At 58.0% G+C, this 25,715-nt stretch carries 31 protein-coding genes, 2 tRNA genes and 1 pseudogene; 17 read left to right on the top strand and 17 right to left on the bottom strand.

The features are described 5' to 3' along the window. Positions 1–5: 5 nt before the first annotated feature. Together V7730_RS00170 and V7730_RS00165 are read left to right on the top strand one after the other, a co-directional pair. Complete coding sequence (locus V7730_RS00170) at positions 6–392, top strand: MAPEG family protein (protein WP_335745547.1); 387 nt, start codon at positions 6–8, stop codon at positions 390–392. 78 nt (positions 393–470) lie between these two features. Next, positions 471–545, top strand: a tRNA-Gly gene (locus V7730_RS00165). 225 nt (positions 546–770) lie between these two features. Here V7730_RS00165 and comE read toward each other — a convergent pair. The 10 genes from comE to V7730_RS00115 all read right to left on the bottom strand — a co-directional run bounded on the left by comE (position 771) and on the right by V7730_RS00115 (position 8,651). Beyond that, complete coding sequence (gene comE, locus V7730_RS00160) at positions 771–1,325, bottom strand: sulfopyruvate decarboxylase subunit beta (protein ID WP_335745546.1); 555 nt, start codon at positions 1,323–1,325, stop codon at positions 771–773. Then, complete coding sequence (gene comD / locus V7730_RS00155) at positions 1,322–1,828, bottom strand: sulfopyruvate decarboxylase subunit alpha (RefSeq protein ID WP_335745545.1); 507 nt, start codon at positions 1,826–1,828, stop codon at positions 1,322–1,324. Before comD ends, comE begins: the two co-directional genes overlap by 4 nt. Positions 1,829–1,859: 31 nt before the next feature. Further along, positions 1,860–2,273 carry a universal stress protein gene (locus V7730_RS00150; RefSeq protein WP_335745544.1) on the bottom strand — a complete coding sequence of 138 codons (414 nt, stop codon included), beginning with the start codon at positions 2,271–2,273 and terminating at the stop codon, positions 1,860–1,862. An 18-nt stretch (positions 2,274–2,291) separates the two neighbouring features. After that, positions 2,292–3,269, bottom strand: coding sequence for an alcohol dehydrogenase catalytic domain-containing protein (locus V7730_RS00145; protein WP_335745543.1), 978 nt, complete (start codon positions 3,267–3,269; stop codon positions 2,292–2,294). Beyond that, complete coding sequence (locus tag V7730_RS00140; protein WP_335745542.1) at positions 3,266–4,021, bottom strand: SDR family NAD(P)-dependent oxidoreductase; 756 nt, start codon at positions 4,019–4,021, stop codon at positions 3,266–3,268. Before V7730_RS00140 ends, V7730_RS00145 begins: the two co-directional genes overlap by 4 nt. After that, a complete protein-coding gene (hisD, locus tag V7730_RS00135; RefSeq protein WP_335745541.1) occupies positions 4,014–5,321 on the bottom strand; it encodes a histidinol dehydrogenase in 1,308 nt (435 codons plus the stop codon). Before hisD ends, V7730_RS00140 begins: the two co-directional genes overlap by 8 nt. Before the next feature lie 10 nt (positions 5,322–5,331). After that, a complete protein-coding gene (locus V7730_RS00130; protein WP_335745540.1) occupies positions 5,332–6,660 on the bottom strand; it encodes a TRAP transporter large permease in 1,329 nt (442 codons plus the stop codon). A gap of 10 nt (positions 6,661–6,670) precedes the next feature. Beyond that, positions 6,671–7,183 (bottom strand): TRAP transporter small permease, encoded by a 513-nt coding sequence (locus V7730_RS00125; protein WP_335745539.1) that lies wholly within the window; start codon positions 7,181–7,183, stop codon positions 6,671–6,673. A gap of 111 nt (positions 7,184–7,294) precedes the next feature. Beyond that, positions 7,295–8,443 carry a TRAP transporter substrate-binding protein gene (locus V7730_RS00120; RefSeq protein ID WP_335745538.1) on the bottom strand — a complete coding sequence of 383 codons (1,149 nt, stop codon included), beginning with the start codon at positions 8,441–8,443 and terminating at the stop codon, positions 7,295–7,297. A gap of 22 nt (positions 8,444–8,465) precedes the next feature. Beyond that, positions 8,466–8,651, bottom strand: coding sequence for a hypothetical protein (locus tag V7730_RS00115; RefSeq protein ID WP_335745537.1), 186 nt, complete (start codon positions 8,649–8,651; stop codon positions 8,466–8,468). A gap of 151 nt (positions 8,652–8,802) precedes the next feature. On the opposite strand from V7730_RS00115, the gene V7730_RS00110 reads away from it, so the two are divergent. The 8 genes from V7730_RS00110 to V7730_RS00075 all read left to right on the top strand — a co-directional run bounded on the left by V7730_RS00110 (position 8,803) and on the right by V7730_RS00075 (position 16,908). Further along, on the top strand, positions 8,803–9,828 hold the full coding sequence (locus V7730_RS00110) for a LacI family DNA-binding transcriptional regulator (RefSeq protein ID WP_335745536.1): 1,026 nt from the start codon (positions 8,803–8,805) through the stop codon (positions 9,826–9,828). A 124-nt stretch (positions 9,829–9,952) separates the two neighbouring features. Next, positions 9,953–10,912: a DNA cytosine methyltransferase gene (locus V7730_RS00105; protein WP_335745535.1), complete on the top strand. Its 960-nt coding sequence runs from the start codon at positions 9,953–9,955 to the stop codon at positions 10,910–10,912. Positions 10,913–10,921: 9 nt separating this feature from the next. Continuing rightward, positions 10,922–11,824 carry a NaeI family type II restriction endonuclease gene (locus V7730_RS00100; protein ID WP_335745534.1) on the top strand — a complete coding sequence of 301 codons (903 nt, stop codon included), beginning with the start codon at positions 10,922–10,924 and terminating at the stop codon, positions 11,822–11,824. Between the two features lie 74 nt (positions 11,825–11,898). Next, positions 11,899–13,140: an NAD(P)/FAD-dependent oxidoreductase gene (locus V7730_RS00095; RefSeq protein ID WP_335745533.1), complete on the top strand. Its 1,242-nt coding sequence runs from the start codon at positions 11,899–11,901 to the stop codon at positions 13,138–13,140. Positions 13,141–13,165: 25 nt separating this feature from the next. Further along, positions 13,166–14,155 (top strand): TRAP transporter substrate-binding protein, encoded by a 990-nt coding sequence (locus V7730_RS00090; protein WP_335745532.1) that lies wholly within the window; start codon positions 13,166–13,168, stop codon positions 14,153–14,155. A gap of 64 nt (positions 14,156–14,219) precedes the next feature. Continuing rightward, complete coding sequence (locus tag V7730_RS00085) at positions 14,220–14,933, top strand: TRAP transporter small permease (RefSeq protein WP_335745531.1); 714 nt, start codon at positions 14,220–14,222, stop codon at positions 14,931–14,933. Continuing rightward, positions 14,930–16,243: a TRAP transporter large permease gene (locus V7730_RS00080; RefSeq protein WP_335745530.1), complete on the top strand. Its 1,314-nt coding sequence runs from the start codon at positions 14,930–14,932 to the stop codon at positions 16,241–16,243. The genes V7730_RS00085 and V7730_RS00080 overlap by 4 nt, the downstream gene beginning before the upstream one ends. Beyond that, on the top strand, positions 16,240–16,908 hold the full coding sequence (locus V7730_RS00075; RefSeq protein WP_335745529.1) for a hypothetical protein: 669 nt from the start codon (positions 16,240–16,242) through the stop codon (positions 16,906–16,908). The genes V7730_RS00080 and V7730_RS00075 overlap by 4 nt, the downstream gene beginning before the upstream one ends. Here the strand turns inward: V7730_RS00075 and V7730_RS00070 are convergent. Next, entirely contained in the window at positions 16,901–17,233 is a 333-nt protein-coding gene (locus V7730_RS00070; RefSeq protein WP_335745528.1) for a hypothetical protein, read from the bottom strand. The genes V7730_RS00075 and V7730_RS00070 overlap by 8 nt on opposite strands. Beyond that, the gene (locus tag V7730_RS00065) at positions 17,233–17,472 is read right to left on the bottom strand and encodes an Lrp/AsnC ligand binding domain-containing protein (RefSeq protein WP_335745527.1); all 240 of its coding nucleotides are present in this window, start codon (positions 17,470–17,472) and stop codon (positions 17,233–17,235) included. Before V7730_RS00065 ends, V7730_RS00070 begins: the two co-directional genes overlap by 1 nt. 128 nt (positions 17,473–17,600) lie before the next feature. Here V7730_RS00065 and hisB point away from each other — a divergent pair, with 128 nt between their 5' ends. Both hisB and hisH read left to right on the top strand, forming a co-directional pair. After that, entirely contained in the window at positions 17,601–18,188 is a 588-nt protein-coding gene (gene hisB, locus V7730_RS00060) for an imidazoleglycerol-phosphate dehydratase HisB (protein ID WP_335745526.1), read from the top strand. Further along, positions 18,189–18,827, top strand: coding sequence for an imidazole glycerol phosphate synthase subunit HisH (gene hisH / locus V7730_RS00055; protein ID WP_335745525.1), 639 nt, complete (start codon positions 18,189–18,191; stop codon positions 18,825–18,827). It begins immediately after the preceding gene. Here the strand turns inward: hisH and V7730_RS00050 are convergent. Next, positions 18,824–19,213: a hypothetical protein gene (locus tag V7730_RS00050; RefSeq protein ID WP_335745524.1), complete on the bottom strand. Its 390-nt coding sequence runs from the start codon at positions 19,211–19,213 to the stop codon at positions 18,824–18,826. The genes hisH and V7730_RS00050 overlap by 4 nt on opposite strands. A gap of 138 nt (positions 19,214–19,351) precedes the next feature. Continuing rightward, positions 19,352–19,735, bottom strand: a pseudogene (locus V7730_RS00045) (DUF2147 domain-containing protein). 134 nt (positions 19,736–19,869) lie between these two features. Between V7730_RS00045 and hisA the strand changes: the two are divergent. The 3 genes from hisA to V7730_RS00030 are packed head-to-tail and all read left to right on the top strand — an operon-like array spanning position 19,870 to position 21,672. Next, positions 19,870–20,589: a 1-(5-phosphoribosyl)-5-[(5-phosphoribosylamino)methylideneamino]imidazole-4-carboxamide isomerase gene (gene hisA, locus V7730_RS00040; RefSeq protein WP_335745523.1), complete on the top strand. Its 720-nt coding sequence runs from the start codon at positions 19,870–19,872 to the stop codon at positions 20,587–20,589. A gap of 19 nt (positions 20,590–20,608) precedes the next feature. Then, entirely contained in the window at positions 20,609–21,370 is a 762-nt protein-coding gene (hisF, locus tag V7730_RS00035) for an imidazole glycerol phosphate synthase subunit HisF (RefSeq protein ID WP_335745522.1), read from the top strand. Further along, on the top strand, positions 21,367–21,672 hold the full coding sequence (locus V7730_RS00030) for a phosphoribosyl-ATP diphosphatase (protein ID WP_335745521.1): 306 nt from the start codon (positions 21,367–21,369) through the stop codon (positions 21,670–21,672). The genes hisF and V7730_RS00030 overlap by 4 nt, the downstream gene beginning before the upstream one ends. 28 nt (positions 21,673–21,700) lie before the next feature. Here V7730_RS00030 and V7730_RS00025 read toward each other — a convergent pair whose 3' ends face one another. From V7730_RS00025 to rlmB, 3 genes are all read right to left on the bottom strand, one after another. Further along, entirely contained in the window at positions 21,701–22,168 is a 468-nt protein-coding gene (locus V7730_RS00025; protein ID WP_335745520.1) for a CoA-binding protein, read from the bottom strand. Between the two features lie 209 nt (positions 22,169–22,377). Further along, the gene (locus tag V7730_RS00020; protein WP_335745519.1) at positions 22,378–22,533 is read right to left on the bottom strand and encodes a hypothetical protein; all 156 of its coding nucleotides are present in this window, start codon (positions 22,531–22,533) and stop codon (positions 22,378–22,380) included. 143 nt (positions 22,534–22,676) lie between these two features. After that, complete coding sequence (rlmB, locus tag V7730_RS00015; protein WP_335745518.1) at positions 22,677–23,453, bottom strand: 23S rRNA (guanosine(2251)-2'-O)-methyltransferase RlmB; 777 nt, start codon at positions 23,451–23,453, stop codon at positions 22,677–22,679. A gap of 187 nt (positions 23,454–23,640) precedes the next feature. Here rlmB and V7730_RS00010 point away from each other — a divergent pair. Together V7730_RS00010 and V7730_RS00005 are read left to right on the top strand one after the other, a co-directional pair. Beyond that, a tRNA-Tyr gene (locus V7730_RS00010) sits at positions 23,641–23,724 on the top strand. A 271-nt stretch (positions 23,725–23,995) separates the two neighbouring features. Continuing rightward, positions 23,996–25,411 carry a site-specific integrase gene (locus tag V7730_RS00005; protein ID WP_335745517.1) on the top strand — a complete coding sequence of 472 codons (1,416 nt, stop codon included), beginning with the start codon at positions 23,996–23,998 and terminating at the stop codon, positions 25,409–25,411. Positions 25,412–25,715: the final 304 nt, after the last annotated feature.

Raw genomic sequence — 25,715 nt, 5'->3', positions numbered from 1 at the left:
CCGACATGCAGATGATCACACCAATTTACGCGGGCCTTCTCACGCTGGTTTTTCTGGCACTCAGCATCATGGTCATCCGCCAGCGCTTTGCTGTTCGCACCTCTGTAGGGGATGCGGGCGACAAGGGAATGATCAAGCGGATGCGCACACAGGCGAATTTTGCCGAATATGTGCCGCTGGGTCTTATCCTGATGCTGAGCGCGGAATTGCAATCCGCCCCTGCCATGGCCGTACATGCAATGGGAGCGAGCCTGCTTGTCGGGCGGATTTGCCACGCCATCGGTATGTCGCGCACTCCGCAGGTGTTCCTTCTGCGCCAGATCGGAATATTGCTGACCTTCGCCATGCTGGCCCTCACAGCACTGGGCCTGATCGGTCATGCATTGCTATGAACCAAAGTTTTTAAAAAAAGGTGCAATTACCTCTTGCAGCACGCGGCGCGGAGAGCTAAATCACCCTCACTAACTGATGCGGGCGTAGCTCAGGGGTAGAGCATAACCTTGCCAAGGTTAGGGTCGGGCGTTCGAATCGCCTCGCCCGCTCCAGTTAGGCTGATCCACCCCGATCAGTAAACGGTAAGGTCGCCTTTGGGCGGCCTTACGTCGTTTTGGGTCCCTTTGTCTAAGGCCTGATAAAAGCAGCACAATTACCGGTTACTGCCGAATTTAATACTGCACAGAGCTGGTCGTAGCTAAAAAGTCGCCGCACACTCCTAATCTAAAGAAATGCGCGACGATTTCATGCTTGTGCGATGCCCTGACAGGCATCGTTTAAGAAGCGACTGCTTTCATAAAACGGTCACGGATCACCACAGGATCCATCGTGATCACCGGAAGTTTGATGTTGCCGCTGTCGCATTTGCACACGATCACGGTCATTTGTTTGCTGTCGATGGCCTCTTGAAGCGCCCTGCCCGTATCGACATCGCGGCACACAACCACGTTTTCGCAGCCGCACGCCTCAGCGACCTTTTCAAGCTTGGTCTTTTTGCCCGCATAGGTCGGCTGATCACCGGTCGAACCGTAGGAGCCATTGTCGATAATAAGCAGGATATAGTTGTCCGCCACGTTGTTGGCGATGGTCGGCAGCGTGCCAAGGTTCGTGAGAACCGAGCCGTCTCCGTCGATCGCAATCACCGTCTTGGGCTGCGTCAGCGCAAGACCAAGCCCGATAGAGGAAGCCAGCCCCATAGTGCCGAGCATGTAAAAGTTCGTAGGCTGGTCGTCGATCATATGCAGTTCTTGGCTGGGCAGACCGATGTTGCACACCACAAGGTGGTCGCGGATGATGGGCGCGATATCGCGCAGGATTTCAGAGCGGATCATTGGTCTCCGTAGCCTCCCCAGAAATTGGCATCGGTCAGGATAGCGACCGGCTTGTTGCACATGAAGGTGTATTTCAGAATCGCGTCCAGCTCTTCCACGTCGGATCGATGGTGGAAGTGGTAGGTGGGTATCTTCATTTCAGCCAACAGCGCCTTGGTGTGCACGGCCATCTCGACCTGACAGGCCACAGGCTCGCGCAGCTCTCCGCGGTAAGAGATCAGCATAGGCAGCGGCATCCGGTAGTACTGGATCAGCGTGGCCAGCGTGTTGATGGTCACACCAATCGCGGTGTTCTGCATGATGATCGCGGGGCGTTTGCCGCCCATATAGGCGCCGGCGCACAGGCCCATCCCCTCGTCTTCCTTGTTGGAAGGGATGTGGAAAATCTCGTCGCGCGCGTCGATCTCCTCGATCACACCGGCCAGCTGCTTGCAGGGGACGGTCGTGACAAACGAGATGCCGTTGGCGACAAGATCATCCGTGATCTTCTTGTCGATGTTCATCTTGGTAAGGCCTTTCCAGAGTTGAATGAGGTTAGTCGGGCTGGCGGCACACATGCACTGCACAATTGGCATGGCGGACAACCCGCGCCGCGGTAGAGCCGAGCAAGAAGCGCCCCAACCCGGGTTTGTGAGACCCAATAACAATGAGATCAACCTCATGTTCATTGGCAAAATCAATGATGGCTCGGGCCGTATGGCCCTTGATCAGATTGGCCGTGACGTTGGGCATATCCATCGTCTTCGCCTCCAGCTGCGCGCGCGCGTCGTCAAAGCCTGCCTTGACCACGTCGGCGTCCAGATAGGCGCTGACCGATCCTTGCGGAAGCTCGTAGACATGTAACGCAATGATTGAGTCACCCTCGGCACGAAGCGCTTCGGCAATGGCCAGCGTGTCAACGGACAGGCCATGGTTCAGCGCCATGGGAACCAGAATTTTGCGGTACATCTCTTTCGCTCCTTTGTCTCAGGCCCAAGGGTCCAGAATGATCTTTGGCTCTGCAATCTCACCCCGTCGCAAGGCAGCGAAGGCAGCCGCCCCGTCTGACAGCGGCATATGCCGACACCAGTCCAACGCGCCCAGACGGCCATCAAATATGGCCGCTGCCGTGTCGCGAAAATCCTGCGCCGTATACGTATAGGTGCCGATAAAGGTGACCTCTTGCAAAGTCATACGCCGCACATCGAGCCCGCCTTCGTCCTCCCCCAGTCCCACATGGGCGATCACTCCGCCGGGATTTACCAGCGCAGAAACAATGGCGCGTGTTGCTGCATAGCCCACCGCGTCGATCATCACCGGATATTGCCCCTCTGCTTGGCTCACAGTCCGCTCGCCCAGCGATGCCAAAAAGGCGCGTCGCGCTGCGTTTGGCTCAGTTATCGTGACATCGGCCACCCCCAAGGCCCGCAAGGCAAGCGCAGCGGCAAGCCCGATAGCCCCGCCGCCGATCACCAGCGCGCTGCGTTCCTCGCTTGGGTGGAGCGCGGCCAGCGCAAGCCGGACCGCGTGCCACCCCACTGCCAAAGGTTCGGCCAAAGCGGCGCGTGCAAGTGGCACGTGGTCGGGTACTGCCACAAGATTTCTATCAGGCATCGCAATATACTGGGCAAAGGCCCCTTCGCGCGGTGGCATCGAAATGATCTGCCGACTGGGGCAAAGATTTTCACGCGCAGAGGTACATGCAGGGCACGCACCACACGTCACCAGCGGGTTGACCGTAACGCGCTTACCGTCCATCGCACCACCGACAACCACGCCAGCAGCCTCATGCCCAAGGATAAGCGGCGCAGGCCGGCGCGCATCGTGGCCTAAATAGGCGTGCATGTCTGAGCCGCAGATGCCCACTGCCTCAACTTGGATCAGGTGCTCTCCCTGCCCCGCCACCACATCAGGTACATCGCGGTAGCGCAGCAGTTCCTCCCCCTCGTACACCAGCGCTTTCATTTTGCGGTAAACCCTCCGTCCACCATCAGGACCTGCCCCGTGACGTATGCAGACGCGTCCGAGCACAAGAACAGCAGCGGACCGTCCAAGTCCTCAAGCCTGCCGTTGCGCCCCATGCACGTCTGCGCCGCGTTGCGCGCTGCACGGTTGGGATCGTTGAACACAGCTTCAGTCAGTTCGGTCGGGAAAAAGCCCGGGCCGATGGCGTTGGCGGTGATGCCGTGGGGCGACCACGCTTCAGCCATCGCGCGCGTTAGTTGGGCGATGGCTGCCTTGCTTGCGCCATATGCAATCCCCGCAGGAAAGGCGCGCGTGGTCTGGAGTGAGGCAAAATTCACAATCCGACCCCAGCCTTTTGCGCGCATGGCAGGCACCAGCGCTTGCGATAAAAAGAACGGCGCAGAGAGGTTCAGCGCCAGCGTTGCGTCCCACCCTTCGGGAGTGACATCGTCGGCGGCTTGCCGCGTGTTCACGCCGGCTGCATGCACCACGACGTCAGGCGCGCCAAAGGGGGATGATACCGCCGCCGCAAGAGCGGCTATCCCTGCGCGATCCGCCACATCTGCCATCACGCTTGCGCTGCCGGTCTCTGCCTCAAGCGCTGCGAGCGCATCACTACGCCGCGCCACACCCACCACCTGCGCCCCTGCGGCGGCCAAGGCCAGCGCCGCACGCCGCCCGAGGCCGGAACTCGCGCCGGTCACGCAGGCCACACGCCCCGTGAGATCAAAAAGTGCGGCTGGATCAACCATCTGCTGTCAGATCAAAAGTCTCGTCGGGGAAGTATTTGGCCAACCGCACATCGGCTGCGCGGGCGTGCCCTTCCATCCCTTCCAAACGGCTAATGCGCGCTGTCGATTGCGCCACGCCTTTGGAGCCTTCTCGCGTGGCCCGCTGCCATGTGACGATCTTCATGTATTTATGCACGGATAGACCGCCAGTATAGGCCGCTGCGCCAGACGTCGGCAGGACGTGGTTTGTCCCTGATGCTTTGTCGCCGTAGGAGACTGTGGTTTCCTCTCCAAGAAAGAGCGAGCCGTAGCAAGTCAACCGCCCCAACCACCAGTCAAGATCATCAGCCTGCACGGTCAGGTGCTCTGGCGCGTAATCATCCGAGCAGGTGGCCATTTCCTCACGGTCTGAACAGACGATGACTTCGGCATAGTCGCGCCAAGCGGCAAAGGCGTTTTCGCGGTTCAGATCAGGCAGATCGGCAATCAGGTCAGGGACCATCTCCATCACTGTTTCAGCCAGCGCGCGGTCATCTGTGACCAGCCAGACAGGGGAGTTATAGCCATGCTCGGCCTGTGACACCAAATCGGTCGCAACGATATGCGGGTCGGCGCCCTTATCGGCAAGGATGAGACTGTCGGTCGGGCCTGCGATCATGTCGATCCCCACACGGCCGAACAGGATGCGCTTGGCCTCCGCTACAAACTGGTTGCCCGGTCCCACAAGGATGTTGGCCTTGGGCAGACCGAACAGGCCAAAGGTCATCGCCGCAACTCCCTGAACGCCGCCCATCGCCATTATCTTGTTCGCGCCGCAAATATGGGCGGCATAGACGATTGCAGGGTTGATACCTTGATCCGGGCGCGGCGGCGAACAGGCCGTAATGTGGCCGCAGCCTGCAACTTTGGCAGTGGTCACAGTCATGATGGCAGAGGCGATGTGGCTATAACGCCCGCCCGGCACGTAGCAGCCTGCCGCATCTACGGGGATCGCCTTCTGACCCGCTATCAGCCCCGGCACGATCTCAAGCTCGACATCCGACACGGTCGCCTTTTGCGCCTGGGCAAAGCGCTTTACGTTGTCATGGGCAAAACGGATATCCCCCTTGAGCTTTTCGGGCACCTGCGCGCAGGCGGCTTCGATCTCTTCCGCGGTCAGCAACACGCTGCCCTCATAGCGGTCAAATTTCTTGGCATACTCCAGCGCGGTCGCATCCCCACCCGCTTCGATGTCGCCAAGGATTTTCTTCACAATCTCATGTGTCTCTGACGCGTCCGATGTGGCGGTAAGCGTAGCTTTCTTTAGGTATTCACGGGTCATGGAGTTGGTCCTACTTATAAATCTCGGGCAGCAGGGTTGTTGAGAGCGCTGGCACATAGGCAATCAGCAGAACCACAACAAACATGCACAATACAAAAGGAATAGCGCGCGCTGCAATCTTGAGGATCGATTCGCCTGTTATGCCGGAGACGACGAACAGGTTAAGCCCCAGCGGCGGTGTGATGAAACCCACGCCCAGCGCTGTGATCATCATAATGCAGAACTGAATCTCGTTCATGCCTATATTATCCGCAAGCGGTTTGAGGATCGGCGCAAGGATCACGATGTTGGGTGTCGTCTCCATCACGCAGCCCGCAGCGATGAGAATGCCAATCATCAACAGGATCAGCAGCCACGGCTCGTCCGTGAGTTGGGTCACAGAGGTCACAAATCCCTGCGGCACGCCCATGATCGCCAGCGCTTCGGCAAGCGGAGCGGAGAAAGCGATGATCGGCAGGATCACCCCGTTGACTTTGGCAGAGCTGACCAGCATCGCCGGAAAATCGGCCAGCTTCAGCGTACCAAGGACGAACCCCATAATGATGGTGACGACAACAGCCGTCGCCCCAGCCTCTGTCGGGGTCAGGCGGCCCGAAAAGATGCCATAAAAGATGATGCCGGGCACAATAAACGCATACCAGCCGGATTTGAGTGCGCGGCCCAGATTACCAGCCCACTCCGCCGCCGAGATATTGCCGCCCCCCTCATAGCCGTGAATGCGGTTGACGATCAGATTGGTGACCAGAATGGAGATCAGGATCGCAAGGCCGGGGACCAGCGCCGCCAGAAACAGGGTCGAGGCGGAGATGCCCAGCACCAGACCGATGATGATATAGGCGATGGAGGGCGGGATCAGGATGCCAGTACAGGCCCCAGCCGCCACCAGCGCACAGGCATAGGGGCGTGGATAGCCGCTCTCGACAAGCCGCGCGATGGTCATGCGGCCTACCGCCGCTGCCCCCGCCGCATCAGAGCCAGAGATCGCGGCGAACATGCCACAGACCAGAACGGTGGCAGAGCCGAAACCACCCTTGGCAAAGTTCGTCAATGCTTCGGCCACGTCCAGAAATTTGCGCGATAGGCCTGTGCGCACCAGCACATCGCCGGTCAGGATAAACAGCGGCACCGCTGTCAGGGCGAATGCGTCAATACCCGCGAACAGGCTTTCCCCTACAAGGCTTAGCGGCAGATCGCCCGACATCCACAGCATGATGATGGCAGAGGCGCCAATGGCGGCCCACACTGGCACCGCCAACGCGATGAGCGCTACGAACAGCAAGACAGGCAGGTAGAAATCCCACCCCAGTTCGACCGTTTGTGCAACCTGTGTCCAAAGCATGCCCTACCCCTCAATCAAACAAGGTGTCGCCCTGAAAGACGGGTGTGCCGTCCCTCAGGCTGCGCAGGTCACGCACGAACGATTGCAGCAGCCGCCAGATGATTAGGGCAAACCCCAAAGGCACCGCCATCAAGAACCAGACCTTCGAGACGCGCAAACCATCCGTGACCGATCCAAACTTGGCCGAGACATGTACCGTCTCGAACGACCAATAAAGCGCTATGACCGCGACTGCGAACATCACCAAATCCCCGAAGATATACAGCAGCGCCTTGGGCCGTGGCGGCAGGTAATGCATGATGACGTCAATGCGGATGTGCGCGCGTTCTTTCACCGCTGCCGCAGCACCGATCCACGCCAGATAGATAAAGGAGTAGCGGACAATCTCCTCTCCCCAGATCGAGGAATAGGAGAACAGCTCGCGGCGGATCACCTCGACGGCCATCGTCGCAACCAACATCACATAAAACGTCAGCAGCAGCCAGCGTTCAGCATCACGGTCTATTCTACGTAAAAGGTCCATAAGGCATCCAGTCAACAGGCGGGCAGAAGCGAGAAATATCCGTGCGCATCTGCCAACCACGGCAGTCGCGCAAAAGAATGGGCGGGTGCGCCTTCAAGCCCGCCCATGGGCTCAGGCGTCGTGGACGTAGTATTTGCCCTGCGTACCTGCCGCCTCTTCCATCTTGGCAAAGTTATCCATGGAACCGGCCAGCTCTGTCTTGAAGCTGTCCCACTCGGCCAGCTGATAACCGCCCGCGGCTTTCCATCCGGCAAGCTGGTCATCGGACAAGCTGTGGAACTCAACCCCTGCTTTGGCCAGCTCCGCCATGGCATAAGCGCGCGCGGAGGGCACTTTGGAAAGGTTTTGATGAGCCGTCATTTCAGACCCCCACATGATCCCCTCCTGCACATCTGCAGGCATTGAATTGAACCATTCAAGGTTGCACGAATAGACTTGGCTGTCCGGCACCGCTTGCGTGAAGGTCACGTGTGACAGGATATCCTTGAAGCCGAAAACATAAAGCGCGCCCACTGAAGGATCGAGCGCATCCGCCACGCCCTGCTTGATCGCGGAGGGAGTCTCGCCCCATGCTACTGGTGTCGGGTTCGCGCCCACCATGCGGTAGTACTGTTGCAGCATCTTTGAGCCCGGCACGCGGAACTTAACGCCAGACAGATCGGAAGGTGACAGGACCGCCCCCGCTCCGCCCTTGCGCACAGCAACCACACGCGGGTCGATATTCACATAGAACAGGGATTTGAACCCTGCTGCTTCGACCTTCGGGTGCACTTCGGTGTTCCAGAAATCGGAATTCACAAGGTTGGTGAAGCGCTGATTGGAGCCGCACAGATACGGCATATTGATCAGATCGACTGTTGAGGCAAAGGGCGCAAAGTTCGACAGCGAATGCTGCGCCGCCTGAATGGTACCGCCTTGCACTTTCTGCACCAGATTACCGCCCGAACCGAGCTGCCCACCGGGGGCAAGCTTTACATAGACTTTGCCGTTGGTGGCGTTCTGGATGTTCTCTTTGAGGTCCAACTGCATGATAGGATAGCTGCGTGATGCCCCCAGCACATAGGCTGTGGCGATGGTCATGATATGCTCTGCAGCCTTCTCGCGGTCACGTTCCTCATTTGCGGTTTGTGCCGCTGCTTCCGAAGACCACAACATGCCCCCAGCTCCTGCGACCATGGCGGCTGTGAACCCGCCTGTGGCAGTAATTTTCAGGAAATTGCGGCGCTCGGCTGATGCCAGTTTCTCTTGGTTATCTGTCATTGTGTCTCCTCCCGGTTGACGGTCAGCTGCCGTTCTTATCCTTGCGGTCAGCTTCTTTTTGCAAAATGGCGACCACGAACAAAACCGTCGCCCCGAACAACACCAACATCTCGCCCACATCGCCCAAAAACGCGGCCCCTGCAAAAGCGCCCAACGCAACATTGCCAAAATAGATGGCGAAAACGATGACGGACGCTGCAAGAAACATGAGGACACTCCCAAGTGGCTATGCTCACCTTCAAGCCTAAGCGACGATCAACTTCAAATGCAAGCGCTTACATTTTTAATTTATAGCGCTCGGATTCTAAATCGTTTTCTATTAGTGTGGCCCTTATTGGCATGAACCATGAGAGAGCTTGATGCGCCCCAGCCGATCCATTCCCACCCTGGACGATGTCGCCAAAAAGGCCGGCGTTTCGACCGCGACCGTGTCGCGCTGCCTCAATTCTCCCGAGCGGGTGGTACAAACGACCCGTAAGCGGGTGATGAAAGCTGTTGACGCGTTGGGGTACACGCCCAACTTCGGGGCGCGGGTTATGGCGGCCAAGCGGACCTTCACGATAGGCGCGATCATCCCGACGATGGAAAACTCGATCTTCGCCCGTGGCTTGCAGGCCTTTCAAGAGGCGCTGCACACCCGAGGATATACCTTACTGGTCTCTAGCACTGCTTACCGACCAGAGGTCGAAGAAGAACAAATCCGCGCGTTGGTGGCACGCGGGGCTGATGGATTGCTGCTGATTGGGCACGAACGAGATCCCGCGCTTTACCGCTATCTTGAGCGTCAGGCCGTGCCAGCGCTGATCGCTTGGGCCTATGCGCCAGATATGCAGCATCCGGCCATCGGATTCGACAACCGTGCCGCCATGCGTCTACTTGCCGAGGAGGTCATTGCGCGCGGCCACAGACGCATCGGCGTGATCTCTGCCACCGTCAAGGGCAATGATCGCGCGTCAGAGCGCCTTGAGGGCATTAAGGATGCTGCAAGCGCCCATGGCATTCCGCCCGAACATCTTTGCGTGATTGAAACGCCTTACGGCATTGAGACGGGTGCCGATGCGATGACACAACTGATGCAAGAACTACAGCCACCCACCGCGGTCATGTGCGGCAATGACGTACTGGCTGCGGGAGCGCTGCGCGCCGCCAGGGCGATGGGGCTGGCGGTGCCGGAAGATGTTTCGGTCACCGGATTTGACGATATCGAACTGGCGCGGATTGTCACGCCGACCCTAACAACTGTGCATGTCCCCCACCGTGAAATGGGCACCAAAGCCGCGATTGCCCTCATCGGATTGGTCGAAGGCGGTCCGGTTGGCCCGCCGGTTGAGCTGCAGATTTCCGTGGAACTACGCGAATCCCTTGGGCCGGCTAAATCCGCCTAACCGCTGCATTGCGTTCAGTGCTGCCGACGATTAAGAACAAATCCAGAACTGACGGGCCACACGTAAAAGCGCTGTTGAACTCGCGCGCTGCTACAGGCCTAATGCGCAAAACGGGGGCAGGCAAATGCTGACATCTATCGAGGTATGCGCTGGTGCCGGCGGTCAGGCGCTGGGGCTGGAAAAGGCAGGCTTTGCCCATACCGCCCTTGTGGAAATTGACAAACATTGCTGCGCCACCCTGCGCCACAACCGCCCCGCGTGGAACGTGCTTGAAGAAGACATGCGCGTGTTCAAAGAGCGCAGCGCCGATTACCGTGGTATTGATTTGTTCGCAGGCGGCCTGCCCTGCCCACCGTTTTCCGTCGCAGGTAAACAGCTGGGCGAAAAAGACGAACGCAATCTGTTCAACGACGCCATCGATATTATCGCTGAGGCACAGCCACGCGCTGTAATGATCGAAAACGTCCGCGGTTTTCTGGGTGCGGTCTTTCACGACTACCGCGAACGGCTGAAAACCCAGTTGGATAAACTGGGCTACCGCACCGACTGGCGCCTGCTCAATGCATCCGACTTCGGCGTGCCGCAGCTGCGTCCACGTGTGGTAATCGTTGCCGTACAGAAAAACCGTGCAGATTTGTTTGACTGGCCAGAACCCAATCCCCACAACCCGCCCACCGTTGGCGAGACATTGCGCGACATGATGGCAGAACGTGGCTGGCGCGGCGCTGACGATTGGGCCGACAAGGCAGACGAGATTGCCCCAACCGTCGTAGGTGGATCCAAAAAACATGGCGGGCCGGACCTTGGCCCCACCCGCGCGCGCGCGGCATGGTCGACGCTGGGCGTAGAGGGGCGCACGATAGCCCCCGAAGCACCCGATCCGTTTCACAACGGGATGCCGCGCCTTACCGTGCCGATGGTCGCACGAATACAGGGCTTTCCCGATGACTGGCATTTCACCGGTGCCAAAACCAACGCCTACCGCCAGGTCGGCAACGCATTTCCACCGCCCGTGGCGCAGGCGGTTTCCGCCCAGATCGCCCGCGCGCTGCGCAAACGTATGCTGCACAGCGTCAGCGGCTAACGCACTCCCGTGAAACAACATGTCCCTGATAGCTGCGTCTCTGAGAACCACCCGGATCACGCACTGCTGAGCGCGCTTGCGTCCGAGATCACAGCGCGAGCGGGCGGCGCACAGGCACTGGCGGACAGCTTTGCCGCAATGCTGCGCGCTTGCGTTGATGACGTCATCATGACGCCCAAGACCGGCCGCCGCGCCTATGAAGAGCTTGAAAAGACAGAAAAAACCTATATCGGCACGCGGGTCGAGATTGAGCTGCGCGCGCTGCTGAATTTGCCAAAGGGTCGTCTAGACTGTGTGATCCGCGGCCATGACGTGGACATCAAAAACACCATGGGCACAAACTGGATGATCCCGACCGAGGCGATCGACGCGCCATGCATCCTTGTCGCCGCCGATGAGACCCGCGCGTTTTGCTATCTGGGCCTGATCGTGGCGCGCCCTGACTATCTCACCGCTGGCCAGAACAAGGATGCAAAACGCTCGATCAGCGCGCAGGGGTTCTCGCACATCCTGTGGCTGCTACGCGAGCATCCCTACCCACCCAATTTCTGGCGCACAGTGCCATCTGACGTTGTCGCCCGCATCTTTCGCGGGCGCGCGGGTAATCACCGCATGGCCGCTCTCTTCCGCGAGGTTCAGGGCCGCCCAATTGCACGTGATGTGGTCGAGGCAGTGGCGCAGCAACATGATTTCATGCGCCGCATCCGCGCTGACGGCGGCAAAGGGACGCGTGATCATCTTGCGCATGAAGGGCTGCTGCTCCTCTCGGGTCACTACGATGCTGATCTGATCGCGGCGCTCGGCCTGCCGCACTGTAGCCATAGCGAATTCATCTCATACCTCCCCACAGCACAGTCCGAGATAGATCTGGCTTCCGCTCATGGTATCACCCTTGGCGGTCTGCTGCTGTAAATTTCAGCGCGTGACAATCCTTGCGGCGCTGTGCAGGTTATGGCTGAACAGACAACGCAAGGATGGGGAACAACATGCAGGTATTGGTCGCAGGCGCAGGGATCGTCGGCATCTCAAGCGCGATCTGGCTGCAACGTGCCGGCCATCAGGTCACCGTGGTGGACCGCGCAGGTCCGGCGAGCGGCACAAGCCATGGTAACGCCGGTGTTCTGGCAGCTGGTGCGGTGGTCCCCGTCACCACGCCCGGCCTGATGGGCAAGGCACCTGCCATGCTGTTGGACCGCGATGCGCCATTATTTTTGCGCTGGTCCTACCTGCCACGGCTGATACCGTTTCTGCGCAAATACATGTCATACGCCACTGATTCCCATGTGAACCACTACGGCACAGCCATGTCTGCGCTGCTTCACGACACGGTCGAGCAGCATCAGGCGCTTGCTGCTGATACACCTGCCGCAAAATTCATCACCACCGAAGATTATTGTTTCGGCTACACCACCCGCGCCGATTTCGACGCCGACAGCTATGGCTGGGGCAAACGCGACGCGCAGGACGTGCGCTATGAGGTGGTTAGTGGTGAAGACTATGCTGCATACGACCCGATCTTCGGCACTGCGTTCGAGACCGTCGTCCGCTGCAAAAACCATGGCAGGATCAGTGATCCCGGCGCTTACGTGAAAGCCCTTGCCGATCACTTTGTGGCTCAAGGCGGCACGCTCCAGATCACGGCTATTCAGGACATCGAGATGTCCGAAGAGGGCGTGAGCGCGCTCATCACAGCAGATGGCCGCCTGAGTGCCGACAAGATCGTGTTTGCCATGGGCCCGTGGTCGCGCGACATCGCCCATAAACTAGGGGTGAAAGTCCCGTTTGAGAGCGAACGCGGCTATCATATTGAGCTTACCAACCCCTCTGCGATGCCGCGCGCGCCGATGATGGTAGCCTCTGGGAAATTTGTTCTAACCCCGATGCAAGGCCGCATCCGCGCTGCCGGCGTGATTGAGCTTGGCGGGCTAAAGGCAGGCCCCTCACGTGCGCCACTGGAGATGCTGCGCCGCCAAGTGAAAAAGCTGCTGCCCGATGTGACCTACGACGACGTAGTGGAATGGATGGGCCACAGGCCTGCTCCTGCAGACAGCCTGCCGTTAATTGGTGCAAATGAGCCTCGCGGTCTCAGCTATAGCGCGTTCGGTCATCAGCACGTTGGATTGACAGGCGGGCCAAAAACGGGTCGTGTGATCGCGGAGTTGATTTCCGGTAGCGCTCCCAACATGGACATGCGCGCCTTCGACCCCGCCAAATATATCGGCCGTTAGAGCCGTCATCAACTGGGAGAACACAATGAATACCTTTACAAAACTGAGCCTGACAGCCGCGGCAACGGCGCTGATCGCAGGTAGCGCAATGGCCGATGGCCACGCCCAGAAATGGGATATGCCGATGGCCTATGCCGCCACGAACTACCATTCCGAACAAGGCGTGGTGTTTGCCGACAAGGTGCGTGAATACACCGGTGGTGCGATCGACATTACCGTGCATCCGGGCGGATCGCTGTTTGGTGGGGGTGACATCAAGCGGGCCGTGCAAACCGGTCAGGTCAACATCGGCGAGCGGTTTATGTCCGCCCACGCAAATGAAGCGCCGCTGCTGGGCTGGGACAACCTGCCCTTCATCGCGACCTCCTATGCGGACAATGCAAAACTTTGGGCCGTGGCAAAAGACACCGTGAACGCACAACTGTCCGATCTGAACATGGTCGCGCTCTACACCTGCCCATGGCCGGGTCAGGGTTTCTATTTCGCTAAAGAAGTGAACTCCTCCGCCGACACCCAAGGCGTGAAGTTCCGCTCCTACAACTCTGCCACAGCGACCTTCGCGGAAGAGCTGGGCATGATTCCTGTCCAGATCGAAGCAGCGGAGCTGGCGCAGGCGCTGGCAACCGGTGTAGCCTCCTCATTCATCTCTTCCGGCTCGACTGGTTACGACCAGAAAGTATGGGAGCATCTGAGCCATTACTACAAGGTCAACGCATGGCTGCCCCGCAACTACGTGGTTGCCAACAAACAGGCCTGGGATGCGCTGGATGCAGAGGTGCAGGCCGGCATCATGAAAGCTGCCGACGAGACTGCCGCCTCTTGTGCCGCGAAATCCGAAGAGCTGTCTGACTTCTATTTCACAGAGCTTGAAAAGAACGGCATGACCGTCACCGATGCCTCGCCAGAGTTTCTGGCAGAGCTTGAAGCGATTGGTGCCAAGATGACCGCCGAGTGGCTGGAGACAGCTGGCGCCGACGGCCAAGCCATCATCGACGCTTACAAAGCGGCCAACTAAGCCCCTATTGCGCGCTCTCCTATATCGGGGGGGGGGCGCGCGCCCGAATTAAAGGAATTCCGACATGCGCGACTGGTCGCCGGTGCTGGGCCTGCCCTTGTGGGTGTGGCTTTTTGTGGTCCCATGCCTGTTCGGCGTGCTGTGCTTTTTCGCCAAAGCACCGCTAGAAAAGCGCCTGCGACCCGTCTGGCGGTTTCTGGATGGCGTCTATTTCGCCAGTGGCGCGGTTGCAGCTTTCTTTATGGTGACCATCCTGCTGCTGATCGTGGCGCAGATGGTCGCCCGCTGGACAGGCGTTGCCCTGCCCGGCACCACTGAATTTGCAGGCTACGCGATGGCTGCCACATCATTTTTCGCCCTATGCCATGCGCTGACACGCGGCGCGCACATACGTGTGTCCATCGTGCTCAACTGGAATCGCTTCACGTCACGCTGGCTTGATATATTTGCGGTTACCGCTGCGGCGATCATCGCCACGTACTTCGCGCGCTTCGCGGTTAAGACCAACATCTTCTCTGAAATGCTTAACGACCGCACGCAGGGGCAGGATCAAATCCCCGAGTGGGTAGTCACATGGCTATCGCTGCCTGCAACACCGCTGGGCGATTGGCGCGAAGCTATCTCCAATGCCTCTTCGGAACTGGTATTCACCCCCGTCTGGATACCGCAGCTTGCCATGTCAGCTGGTGCGATCTTGCTGGCAATCGCCCTTTGGGACACGCTTTACCGCACCATCATCACAGGCCAGAACCCCATCGTATCGGAGGCAGTAGAATGATCGAAGCCTATGCAACCGTTGTCTTTCTATGCGTCCTCTTTGGCCTGCTTGCCTCATCCATCTGGATCGGCCTTGCGCTGATGGGCGTAGCGTGGGTGGGACTTGAGCTGTTCACCACCCGCCCTGCCGGTGACGCGATGATCACCACCATCTGGACGTCGAGCAGCAGTTGGACGCTGACCGCGCTGCCGCTGTTCATCTGGATGGGAGAGATCCTATACCGCACGCGTTTGTCGCAGGATATGTTTCGCGGGCTGGCCCCATGGATGCGCTGGTTGCCTGGCGGATTGCTGCACACCAACATTGCAGGCTGCACAATTTTCGCAGCTGTTTCAGGATCTTCCGCGGCGACGTTAACCACAGTTGGCAAGATGAGCATCCCCGAGCTGCGCAAGCGCGGCTATCCTGAATACATGATTATCGGCACACTCGCGGGGGCTGCAACGCTGGGCCTGATGATCCCGCCATCGCTCACGCTTATCGTTTACGGCGTCTCTATCAACGAAAGCATCATCAAGCTTTTCATGGCTGGCATCGTCCCCGGTCTGGTCCTTGCTGCCTTGTTCATGAGCTATATCGTCGTGTGGCATTTCCTGCGCCCCGGTGAACGCCCGCCACCAGAACCGCATATGTCTTTCGGCACCATGCTGGCTGAGAGCCGCTTTCTCATTCCCGTCCTGCTTTTGGTTTTTGCGGTCATCGGCTCGATGTATTTTGGCTGGGCTACGGCAACAGAGGCGGCAGCGGTGGGTGTGCTTGGCTCTCTCACGCTGGCCCTTTTCCAAGGTTCGCTGAGCTTCAACACCTTCCTCGAAAGCCTGATGGGGGCCACGCGCACCTCAGCGATGATCGCGCTAATCCTGATGGGGGCGGCATTCCTGTCGCTGTCCATGGGCTTCACCGGTCTGCCACGCGCGCTGGCTGCATGGATCGACGAATTACAGCTCTCCCCCATCGTGCTGATCGCCGCGCTGACTGTGTTCTATATCATTCTTGGCATGTTCCTTGACGGCATTTCCTCTGTGGTGCTGACAATGGCAATCGTCGAGCCGATGATCCGTCAGGCAGGCATTGACGTGATCTGGTTTGGTATCTTCATCGTGGTTGTCGTGGAAATGGCACAGGTCACGCCGCCCATCGGATTTAACCTGTTTGTCCTGCAAGGCATGACTAAACACGAGATTTCCTACATCTCGAAGGTCGCCCTCCCGATGGTAGGTCTGATGCTGCTGATGGTGATCATCCTTGTGATTTTCCCCGAGATCGCCACATGGCTGCCCGACAAAATCAGCGCCAATCAGGCTAGATGATCCCGCGCGTCACAGTTCTGCAACTCGACACCAGCTTCCCCCGCATCGCGGGGGATGTGGGCAGCCCTGACAGCTATGCGCGACCACCACAGATCATAAAGATTGCGGGCGCATCGGTCGGCCAGATCGTGACTGACAAACCGCAAGACATAGATATCACTCCCTTTGCCGAAGCACTTCACCACGCTGAAGGTGACATCATCGTCACCTCCTGCGGCTTTCTCTCCTACTGGCAGGTACAGCTGGCAAAGCTATGCGACAGACCCTTCATCAGCTCGTCCCTTGTGGCGTTGGAGCAGCTTGCGCCGGACATCGCGCCAGAGGCGCTGCGGATACTGACCTTTGATGCCCAACGCCTGAATGCAGCGCACCTTGGTGTCCATAGCGCCTATGCCCAAAGCATCCTCGGCCTGCCGCCAACGCATCACCTGCGTCAGGTTATCAGCCGAGATCTGGATGTTTTGGATGAAGATGCTGCGCGTGCAGAGATCACTGACCTTTTGGTGCAAAGCCAGACCGAAACGCACTGCCATATCCTTTTGGAATGTACCAACCTGCCACCCTACCGCGCGGCCATCACAGCCGCGACCGGATTGCCGGTCACAGATATCCTGACGATGATCGAAGCCGCCTGCCCCGGCGCGGTTGCCCCACGCTTTAGTTAATCGGAAACCGGTTGAGGCAAAGCGGCGCGTGGCGCTGGTAGTCTTCCAGCGTGGCCTCCATATCGCGGCGGTCACGCATGGCTTCCATGGCGCGCTTTTTCTCGGTCCAGTTGCCGCTCACGTGACGCTCAAGGATCAGCACGGAAATGCCGATCAGGATATCCTTCTCCGGCTCCCCCATCAGCCCGGCCTGATATAGCGTGACACCTGTCATCGCCATCATATTAGCACAGCGGATCGCAGCGGCTTCGTCGCCTTCATAGACACGCTGGGCCGCATGTGCAGGGTGCGCTGCCAACAGCAACGCGAAAGCGAACGCACGCATCAAAATACTTTGAACGTCATGGTAGTTAGCGACCGCTCAATCCCGTCAATGTCCAGAAGGTTGTCGTTGATATAGACGCCCACATCCTCGCCTGCGGGGATATAAACTTTCATCAGCAGATCAAAATCTCCGGAGGTGGAATACAGCTCCGAATGGATTTCGCGCAGGGCAATCGCCTCGGCCACGCGGTAGGTGCTGCCGGGACGGCAACGGATCTGAATGAAAACACATGTGCTCACGGGAAGCTCCTGAAAATCGGGTTGGCCACAGGCTGGCACGAAGCTGTCAGCGCCGCAATCCCTGATCGGGCCTTGGCGCGCGGCGCGGCGGTGGTATAAGGACGCAGACCAGCCAACGGAGGCCCCTCATGCGCACGGCCAAGATCACCCGCACCACCGCCGAAACCGATATCAGTGTCGAGATTAACCTCGACGGAACAGGGATTTACGACAGCAAGACAGGCGTGGGCTTTTTTGACCACATGCTGGACCAGTTGTCGCGTCACGCGCTCATTGATATGACTGTGCGCTGCTCGGGCGATCTGCACATCGACGATCACCACACAGTTGAGGATGTGGGCATAGCGCTTGGTCAGGCCCTGACCAAGGCTGTCGGAGACAAACGCGGCATCGTGCGCTATGGCTCATGCCTGCTGCCGATGGACGACGCGCTTGTGCGCGCCGCCCTTGACCTGTCCGCACGTCCTTTCCTTGTTTGGAATGTTGATCTGCCAACGTCGAAAATCGGCACATTCGATACCGAGCTTGTGCGCGAATTTTTCCAAGCCTTTGCCACGCACGGTGGCATCACCCTGCACGTCGACCAACTGCACGGGATCAACAGCCACCACATCGCTGAGGCCGCGTTCAAGGCTGTCGCCCGCGCGCTGCGTGATGCGCTGGAAAGTGATCCGCGCAAGGCCGATGCCATTCCCTCGACCAAAGGCATGCTCTGAATGCTGACCGCAATTATCGATTACGAAAGCGGCAATCTGCACTCGGCCCACAAAGCGTTCGAGCGGATGGCGCGCGAAGCGGACGCAGGCGAAGTTGTCGTCACCGCCGATGCAGATGTCATCGCCGGCGCGGACCGTATCGTGCTACCCGGTGACGGGGCGTTTCCCGCCTGTATGGCTGCGCTTAAGGGCAAAAGCGGCATCTATGCCGCCATGATCGAGGCGGTCGAGCTGAAAGGCCGCCCTTTTCTAGGCATCTGTGTCGGAATGCAGTTGATGGCCACCTGGGGGCGCGAATATGAAGATACTCGCGGCCTTGACTGGATAGCGGGCGAAGTCACGCGGATCACCCCTTCCGATCCGAAGCTGAAAGTCCCGCATATGGGCTGGAACGATCTGGTAATCGACGCGCCCCACCCTGTTTTCGAGGGGATCAAAACAGGCGATCACACCTATTTCGTGCACAGCTATCACATGGCCGTCAAGAACCCCGCCCAGCGTCTGGCCCATGTGGACTACGCAAGCGAAGTCACGGCCGTGATTGGCCGCGACAACATGATCGGGATGCAGTTTCACCCCGAGAAAAGCCAGACAACCGGCCTTGCGATGATAACAAACTTCCTGCGGTGGGCGCCTTAACGCACCCGCCGCCAGACCTCGTTGCGGCAATCGCTTTCGTGGAAGTTCTGAAAGCGCATCAGATTGCCCTCAACCTGCATCCGCACACTCATCATCCGGTTGACCAAGGGCTCCCAAACCTGTCCGGCGAATCCGCCATCCACCTCGGGCACCAGATTGACCAGCACGGGACGACCAACATCGCGCGACGGCGCGTCATAGCCCTGACGGTTATTCACCCGCTCAACCTGACCGCAAATTGCCTGCCCACACGGGCGCGTACGTACTTGCAGCACAATTCCTCTGGCATCGGGCGGACTTTGCCACAGTCCGATAGACACATCAGCCTGAGCGCTCCCTACGCCGCAGGCCATTGCCGAAACGGCATCGTACATCAATCTCTTCATCTCAAAATTCCTGGCAGCACCTGATGCCTTGCCGCAGCAGCAAAAACAAAGGCGTAGGTGCATCATACACCCACGCCTTAATATTCTGTAATGCTCGTTTTGCAGGGCTGGGCCCCACTACAGCAAAAATGACTTAGCTCAGTTCACGCGGCTCCACGTCTGCTTTTTGCAGATCGGGCCAACGCATCCGGATACTTTAAGCGTATTGCCCGACAGAGCCATTTTGGATTTGTAGGTTTTGCCCGTCGAAGGTTGCTAAATTTGGCCGTTCTTGTAGGATCTACTGCCCGCTGGCTGCATGTCCCAAACCAGTTTCTTACCAAGGTTCTTGGACTTGTATTCGCCTTTGTCATTAAAGGTCCGCGCAATCGTGCCGCACAGGGCTGCGCCGCATTTTCCGACGTCCACATAGGCATAGGCGCCGTCATCCACCTGCGTCTTCCAAGTGCCCACAGCCGGATCGGCAAAGGCCGCTCCCGCAAAACCTACTACTGCAATAGCAGCTGCTACCATAATCCGCATGAACGCTCCTCCCTAGAACTGCCGAACAGTCTTGCCCACAGGCTGCTATTCGGCAAGCCTGACGTGAGGTCGCGTTGCATAGCGGGCCGTTCCGTGCAAAACCGCGATAGAACAGATGAAAGGTGACATAGCCCATGATCCTCTACCCCGCGATTGATCTTAAAGACGGTCAGGCCGTGCGCCTTGTCCATGGTGATATGGACCGCTCGACCGTGTTCAACGATGACCCTGCCGCGCAGGCGCAGGCGTTTGTGGACGCAGGCTGCACATGGTTACATCTGGTTGATCTCAATGGCGCTTTTGCAGGCACGCCTGTTAACGCGGCCCCCGTAGAGGCGATCCTCAAGCAGTGCAAAGTACCCGCACAACTTGGCGGCGGCATCCGCGACATGGCCACGATCGAGGCTTGGCTAGACAAGGGCCTTGCCCGCGTGATCCTTGGCACCGTGGCCGTGGAAAACCCCGATTTGGTCCGTGAAGCCGCCCGCGCCTTTCCCGGAAAAGTTGCCGTCGGCATCGACGCACGCAATGGCCGCGTGGCGACCAAGGGCTGGGCCGAAGAGACAGACGTGATGGTCACCGACCTTGCGAAATCGTTCGAAGACGCAGGCGTGGCCGCGATTATCTACACCGACATCATGCGCGATGGCGCCATGGGCGGCCCCAACATCGACGCTACAGCGGCCCTTGCCCGCGCTGTAAATATCCCAGTTATCGCTTCCGGCGGCGTGTCGTCACTGGCTGATCTTCAAGCGCTCAAAGCGACAAACGTTATCAGCGGCGCCATCTCCGGCCGCGCGCTTTATGACGGAGCCATTGATCTGGCCGCTGCCTTGACCGCTTTGCGCAACTAACAAACAGTAGGCTCTGACCATGCTTAAAACCCGCATCATTCCCTGTCTCGATGTCGCCGATGGCCGTGTGGTCAAGGGCGTCAACTTCGTTGGCCTGCGCGATGCAGGTGATCCAGTTGATGCCGCTATTGCCTATGATGCGGCTGGCGCGGATGAGCTGTGCTTCCTTGATATCCATGCAACCCACGAAAATCGCGGCACCATGTTCGATCTGGTGCGCCGCACAGCCGAGCATTGCTATATCCCCCTGACTGTCGGCGGCGGTGTCCGCACACCCGCTGATGTGCGTGCCTTGCTGCTTGCTGGCGCCGATAAGGTGAGCTTCAACTCTGCCGCCGTGGCCGATCCTGACGTGGTTGCGCGTGCCGCTGACCAGTTCGGCAGCCAGTGCATCGTTGCCGCCATTGATGCCAAGACAGTCTCGCCCGGTAAGTGGGAGATTTTCACCCATGGCGGCCGCAAATCCACAGGCATAGATGCGGTCGAGTTTGCCATTACCATGATGGAAAAAGGTGCGGGTGAAATTTTGCTTACCTCCATGGACCGCGATGGCACGAAACAAGGGTTCAATCTGCCGCTCACGCGCGCCATCTCTGACGCGGTGAGCATGCCGGTTATCGCCTCCGGCGGAGTTGGTAACCTTGATCACCTCGTGGACGGGGTTATCGAAGGCGGCGCATCGGCGGTGCTGGCTGCTTCGATCTTCCATTTTGGCGAATACACCATCCAGCAGGCCAAACAGCACATGGCCGCTGCAGGCATCCCAATGAGGCTCTCATGACACTTGACGATCTCTACGCAACAATTCTTGACCGCAAGGCCTCTGATCCAAACTCAAGCTGGACAGCCCAACTACTTGCCAACGGCCCAGAGAAATGTGCGGAAAAATTCGGGGAAGAGGCCATTGAGGCCATCATAGAGGCCGTGAAAGACGACAAGAAAGCGCTTACCAGTGAAGCTGCTGACGTCCTCTTTCACCTGCTGGTCATGCTTGCCGCCCGCGATGTGCCTCTGGACGACGTTATGGCCGAACTTGCCCGCCGCCAGTCCCGCTCCGGCATTGCAGAAAAAGCATCGCGCTGACGCCCTTCCGCCTGCTTTGGCCGGGCATCTATAGCTTGCTTGAAATAACGCCTGTCGCAAAGCCGCCCATGCGCAGCTCACCAAAAAGACGCTGATACTCAATCTTGGGGCAACGGTTCTGGACCACGTCGATCCCGCGCGCCTCTGCACGTGCCGTAGCCTCTGGGTGCTCTACACCGATCTGCATCCAGATCGTGCGCAGGTCGGGCAAAAGCTCAAGCGCCTCATCCACGATTTCCGGTACAGCCTCGGAGCGGCGGAAGATGTCCACCATATCAACCGGACCCTCGATCTCGGCCAGTGACGGCACAACAGGAACGCCAAAAAGCGATTTCCCCGCCAGCATCGGGTTCACCGGCACGATCTTATACCCTTTAAGCGACAGGTAGCGCGCCACGAAATAACTTGCGCGCACAGGGTTGTCGGAGACACCCACAATCGCGACCCGCTTGGTGCGGGTCAGGATGTCTTTCAAAAATGCATCTGTATAGCTCATGCTGTGATCCTAGCTGCCATGCGCGCATAAAAAAACCTCCCAGAATATACTGGGAGGTTAAAAGTCGGAACAGGGACAAAAAACGAGCCGGATGTTCCAAGCCGGTCGGTGTCTTATATGTAAGCTCGTCAGCCGACGATAAAAGGGGATCATGCCGATAGATGTTGCACAGCACCATTTTGCGCAAGAAACCGCCGATTAATGCCAGTTTAATCAAAGATATCCTCAACCAGATCAAAGGCTTCCTCGGCGAACTTGCGAAACAGGCTCTTGCGCTTTTTGACAGGCTTGGCCTTTGGCAGTTTGCGCAGCTTGGGCGTGACCCGTTGGTGGCTGATGGCAGGCTGAGCAGGCGCAGGTACCACCGGCAGCGCCTTGAGGCGTTGCAATGGTGCACCACAGGCCCCGCATGTCAATGTGTGGTGGCCCACATCAAGGCGCAGCAGCGCCCGCGTACCGCAATGGCAGCAGGTCGCTATTTTCGTCGGATGGGCGATGGCGGCGCTCCCTACTTATGCTCACGTGTAGCATATAGTCCGATTGCCGCTGCATTTGAGACGTTGAGCGAGCCGAAATCACCGCCTGCGTCAATACGCACCAAGGCATCCACCGTCTCACGTGTTTTTTCACGCAGACCCGGTCCTTCGGCGCCCAGCACCAACGCCACGGGGCGGTCGCGCTTTCCCTCTACGGCAGTCTCGATAGTGATATCAGCCTCACCATCCAATCCCAGAACAAGATAGCCCATATTCTGCAGGTCTCGGATGCCATCGGCCAAATTACGGATACGCAGATACGGCTGCCGCTCAAGCGCGCCAGAGGCGGTTTTGGCCAGCGCGCCGGTTTCAGGTGCGGAATGGTGCCGCGTGCCAATTACTGCTGACGCGCCCAACACCTCTGCCGAGCGCAGGATCGCGCCCACGTTATGCGGATCAGTCACCCGATCAAGCAGGATCACCCGAGGTGCGGCGTCGCCGATACACACATCGGCCATATGGCCCCAATCCAGAGGTTTAACCTCAAGCACAGCACCCTGATGCACCGATCCCGCATCAATCGGAGGGCGGAATTTCCGCGGATCGATGACCTCCGGTGTGATTCCGCTGGCGGCGACAGCCTCTTCCAGCTTAGCCAGCGCGTTCGGCGTAACCATCAACGTCAATTTCTCACGCTTTGGATTCATCAGCGCATCACGCACCGCATGCAGACCAAAAAGCCAAAGCGTCTCACGCCCTTCCTGCTTTTTACCCTGCTCTTTTTCTACGACCCATTTGGGTTTCTTCATTGCCGCCCCCTAAGATTGCGCGCGTTTCTGTCGGTCTACCTCTTTGCGCCGCGCGCGCCAAGCCTTGCACGACAAGGCAGGACAATCGCGCAAACAAGCGTTAGATCAAAGCCTCTGTGAAATCCTGAACAATCTGCAGATTTAAAGGTTGACGCCCCCCAGAGCCGCAGGTAATCACCGCGCCAGTGGGCGACAGGCCGCAAGGTGTGGCAGGGGACTGTAACTCCCTCGCGGAGACGCACGCCTGGTTCGATTCCAGGGTCGCCCACCATTTTGCTTTATATCAACTGCTTAGACAGCGTGACGCTTTGGTGTGCCATAATGGTGGGCCATCAACCATGCGAAACGCCTCTTACCTAAGCCAAAGCAGACACGGCATTTTCTACTTCCGCTGGCCCCTACCAAGGTGCACTGAGACCAGTCGCAAGGCCATTCACGTCCGCCTGTCGCTCAAAACGCGCCTGCCCCGCACCGCACAGCGCTTGTCACGCATGCTAATCGTCTCTGGACAAGCTCTGCTGGCACAGCCAACGGTGCAGGCTATGAGATATGATGAAATGCGCCAGCACGTCGAAACCCACTTTCGTACGGTGCTCCAGAAATACAAAGATCGCATTTCACTGGAGGGCGATGTATCAGACGCCGCCAAGGAAGCCCTCAGAGGCTCCATAGGCTTCGTGGACGATGATATATGGCACGAGCTAGCTCTCCAGCCCGATCAAGACGGTAGCGATCTCCTGAGCCGCTTTAAGACGCTTAGAGGCGTCCGCGACTTGTCCACCAAGGAGGACGCGTTATTGTTGGCTGAGTACCGAAAAGGCTATCGCAGCTTGCTAGAAGCCGCTTTGAACTACCAGACCTCCTTAGACGATTACGAAATTGAAAATCAACCGCAGACGACGCGTGCAGCCGTCATCCCCACTGACACACTACCAGAAGCAGTCGACTACCGGATGACCGTGAAAGACTACATGTCAGAGGGACAGCGAGGAGAATTATGGGCCGCAAAGACCATAAGTGAGAAGCATGATGCGTTGGACCTTCTCGGAGTGATAACTGGCAACAAGCCAACATCACAGTTGACCAAAGCTGATGCACGCATGGTCAAGGCAACGGTAGCGAGATTGCCCAAAAACAGAAGCAAAGACCCTCGCACACGAGACTTATCTCTTGCTGATATGATGTTAGTGGCCGATGTGCCTAAATTGGCGACTAGGACAGTGAACGCTTATCTTAGCGCCTTCCAGTCTTTTGCCGCATGGGCAGTAAACAATGGCCACATGGATGAGAACATATTCACAGGCACGCGACTACCGCAGAAAACGAGAGACAGCACTAAGCAACGTGCAGCCTTTGATGCCGCACAGCTTGGCCTCATGTTCGGGCATCTGACGGCGAACCAAGCGAACCTTGTCAGAAAAGACGATCACAAGTGGCCCACACTTATTGCAATGTTCACCGGAGCAAGGCTCAACGAAGTGGCACAGCTTCATACTTGCGACGTACGTCAGGTTAACGGCACTTGGTGCATAGACATCAACGATGATGATGAGAAAACGCTCAAAACGGCAGCAAGCCGACGGTTGGTTCCTGTCCATCAACGTTTGCTGGATACTGGATTTCTCGCTTTTGTCGATGGCCGTAGAAGTGGGGCTGCCCGATTGTTTCCATCGCTTTCGTACAGTGCTCAAAATGGGTATGGTCGTAACGTAGGCCGTTGGTTCAATGAAAAGTTCTTACCTGCCCTAGCACTGAAGCAGGATACACTAGTCTTTCATAGTCTACGCCACTCTATGGTGACATTGCTTAGCCAAGCCGATGTGCCGGATAGTATGGTTAAGGCTCTCGTCGGCCATGGACAGGTAGGTGTTACGCATACCAGCTACTTTAAGACTGGATTCACAGTGGAGCAACTTAAGCGGGAGATTGACAAGTTTACGTTTCAAATTACCGAGTAAGCTAAAGTCATGGATCAACCTAAAAACAAACCCATTCGTTCTTCAGCTGTCGGCGCATCCAAACTTAGTAGGTCCACAGTCACCATTCTGTCAGTGTGATACTTGATGCTTTGCTATGATACGCCCTTTACTTGGTAGCACCAAGACTGCGTTCAACCTGTGCCTGTGTTGTCCTTCGTATTGCATGCTTAGCTTAAACAGGCTCATCAACCTTAACTACTATGTATGGCCCTGTTCTCAAAAATCTTTTGTGAAGTGGTCCTGCTTTTTAGGACAGTTTTGCGGCTTGGCTAAGATGCATCTG

Origin of the sequence: Sulfitobacter sp., assembly GCF_036961165.1 — a bacterium.
Classification (GTDB): Bacteria; Pseudomonadota; Alphaproteobacteria; order Rhodobacterales; family Rhodobacteraceae; genus Sulfitobacter.
This window is presented reverse-complemented; position numbering and strand designations above follow the sequence as displayed.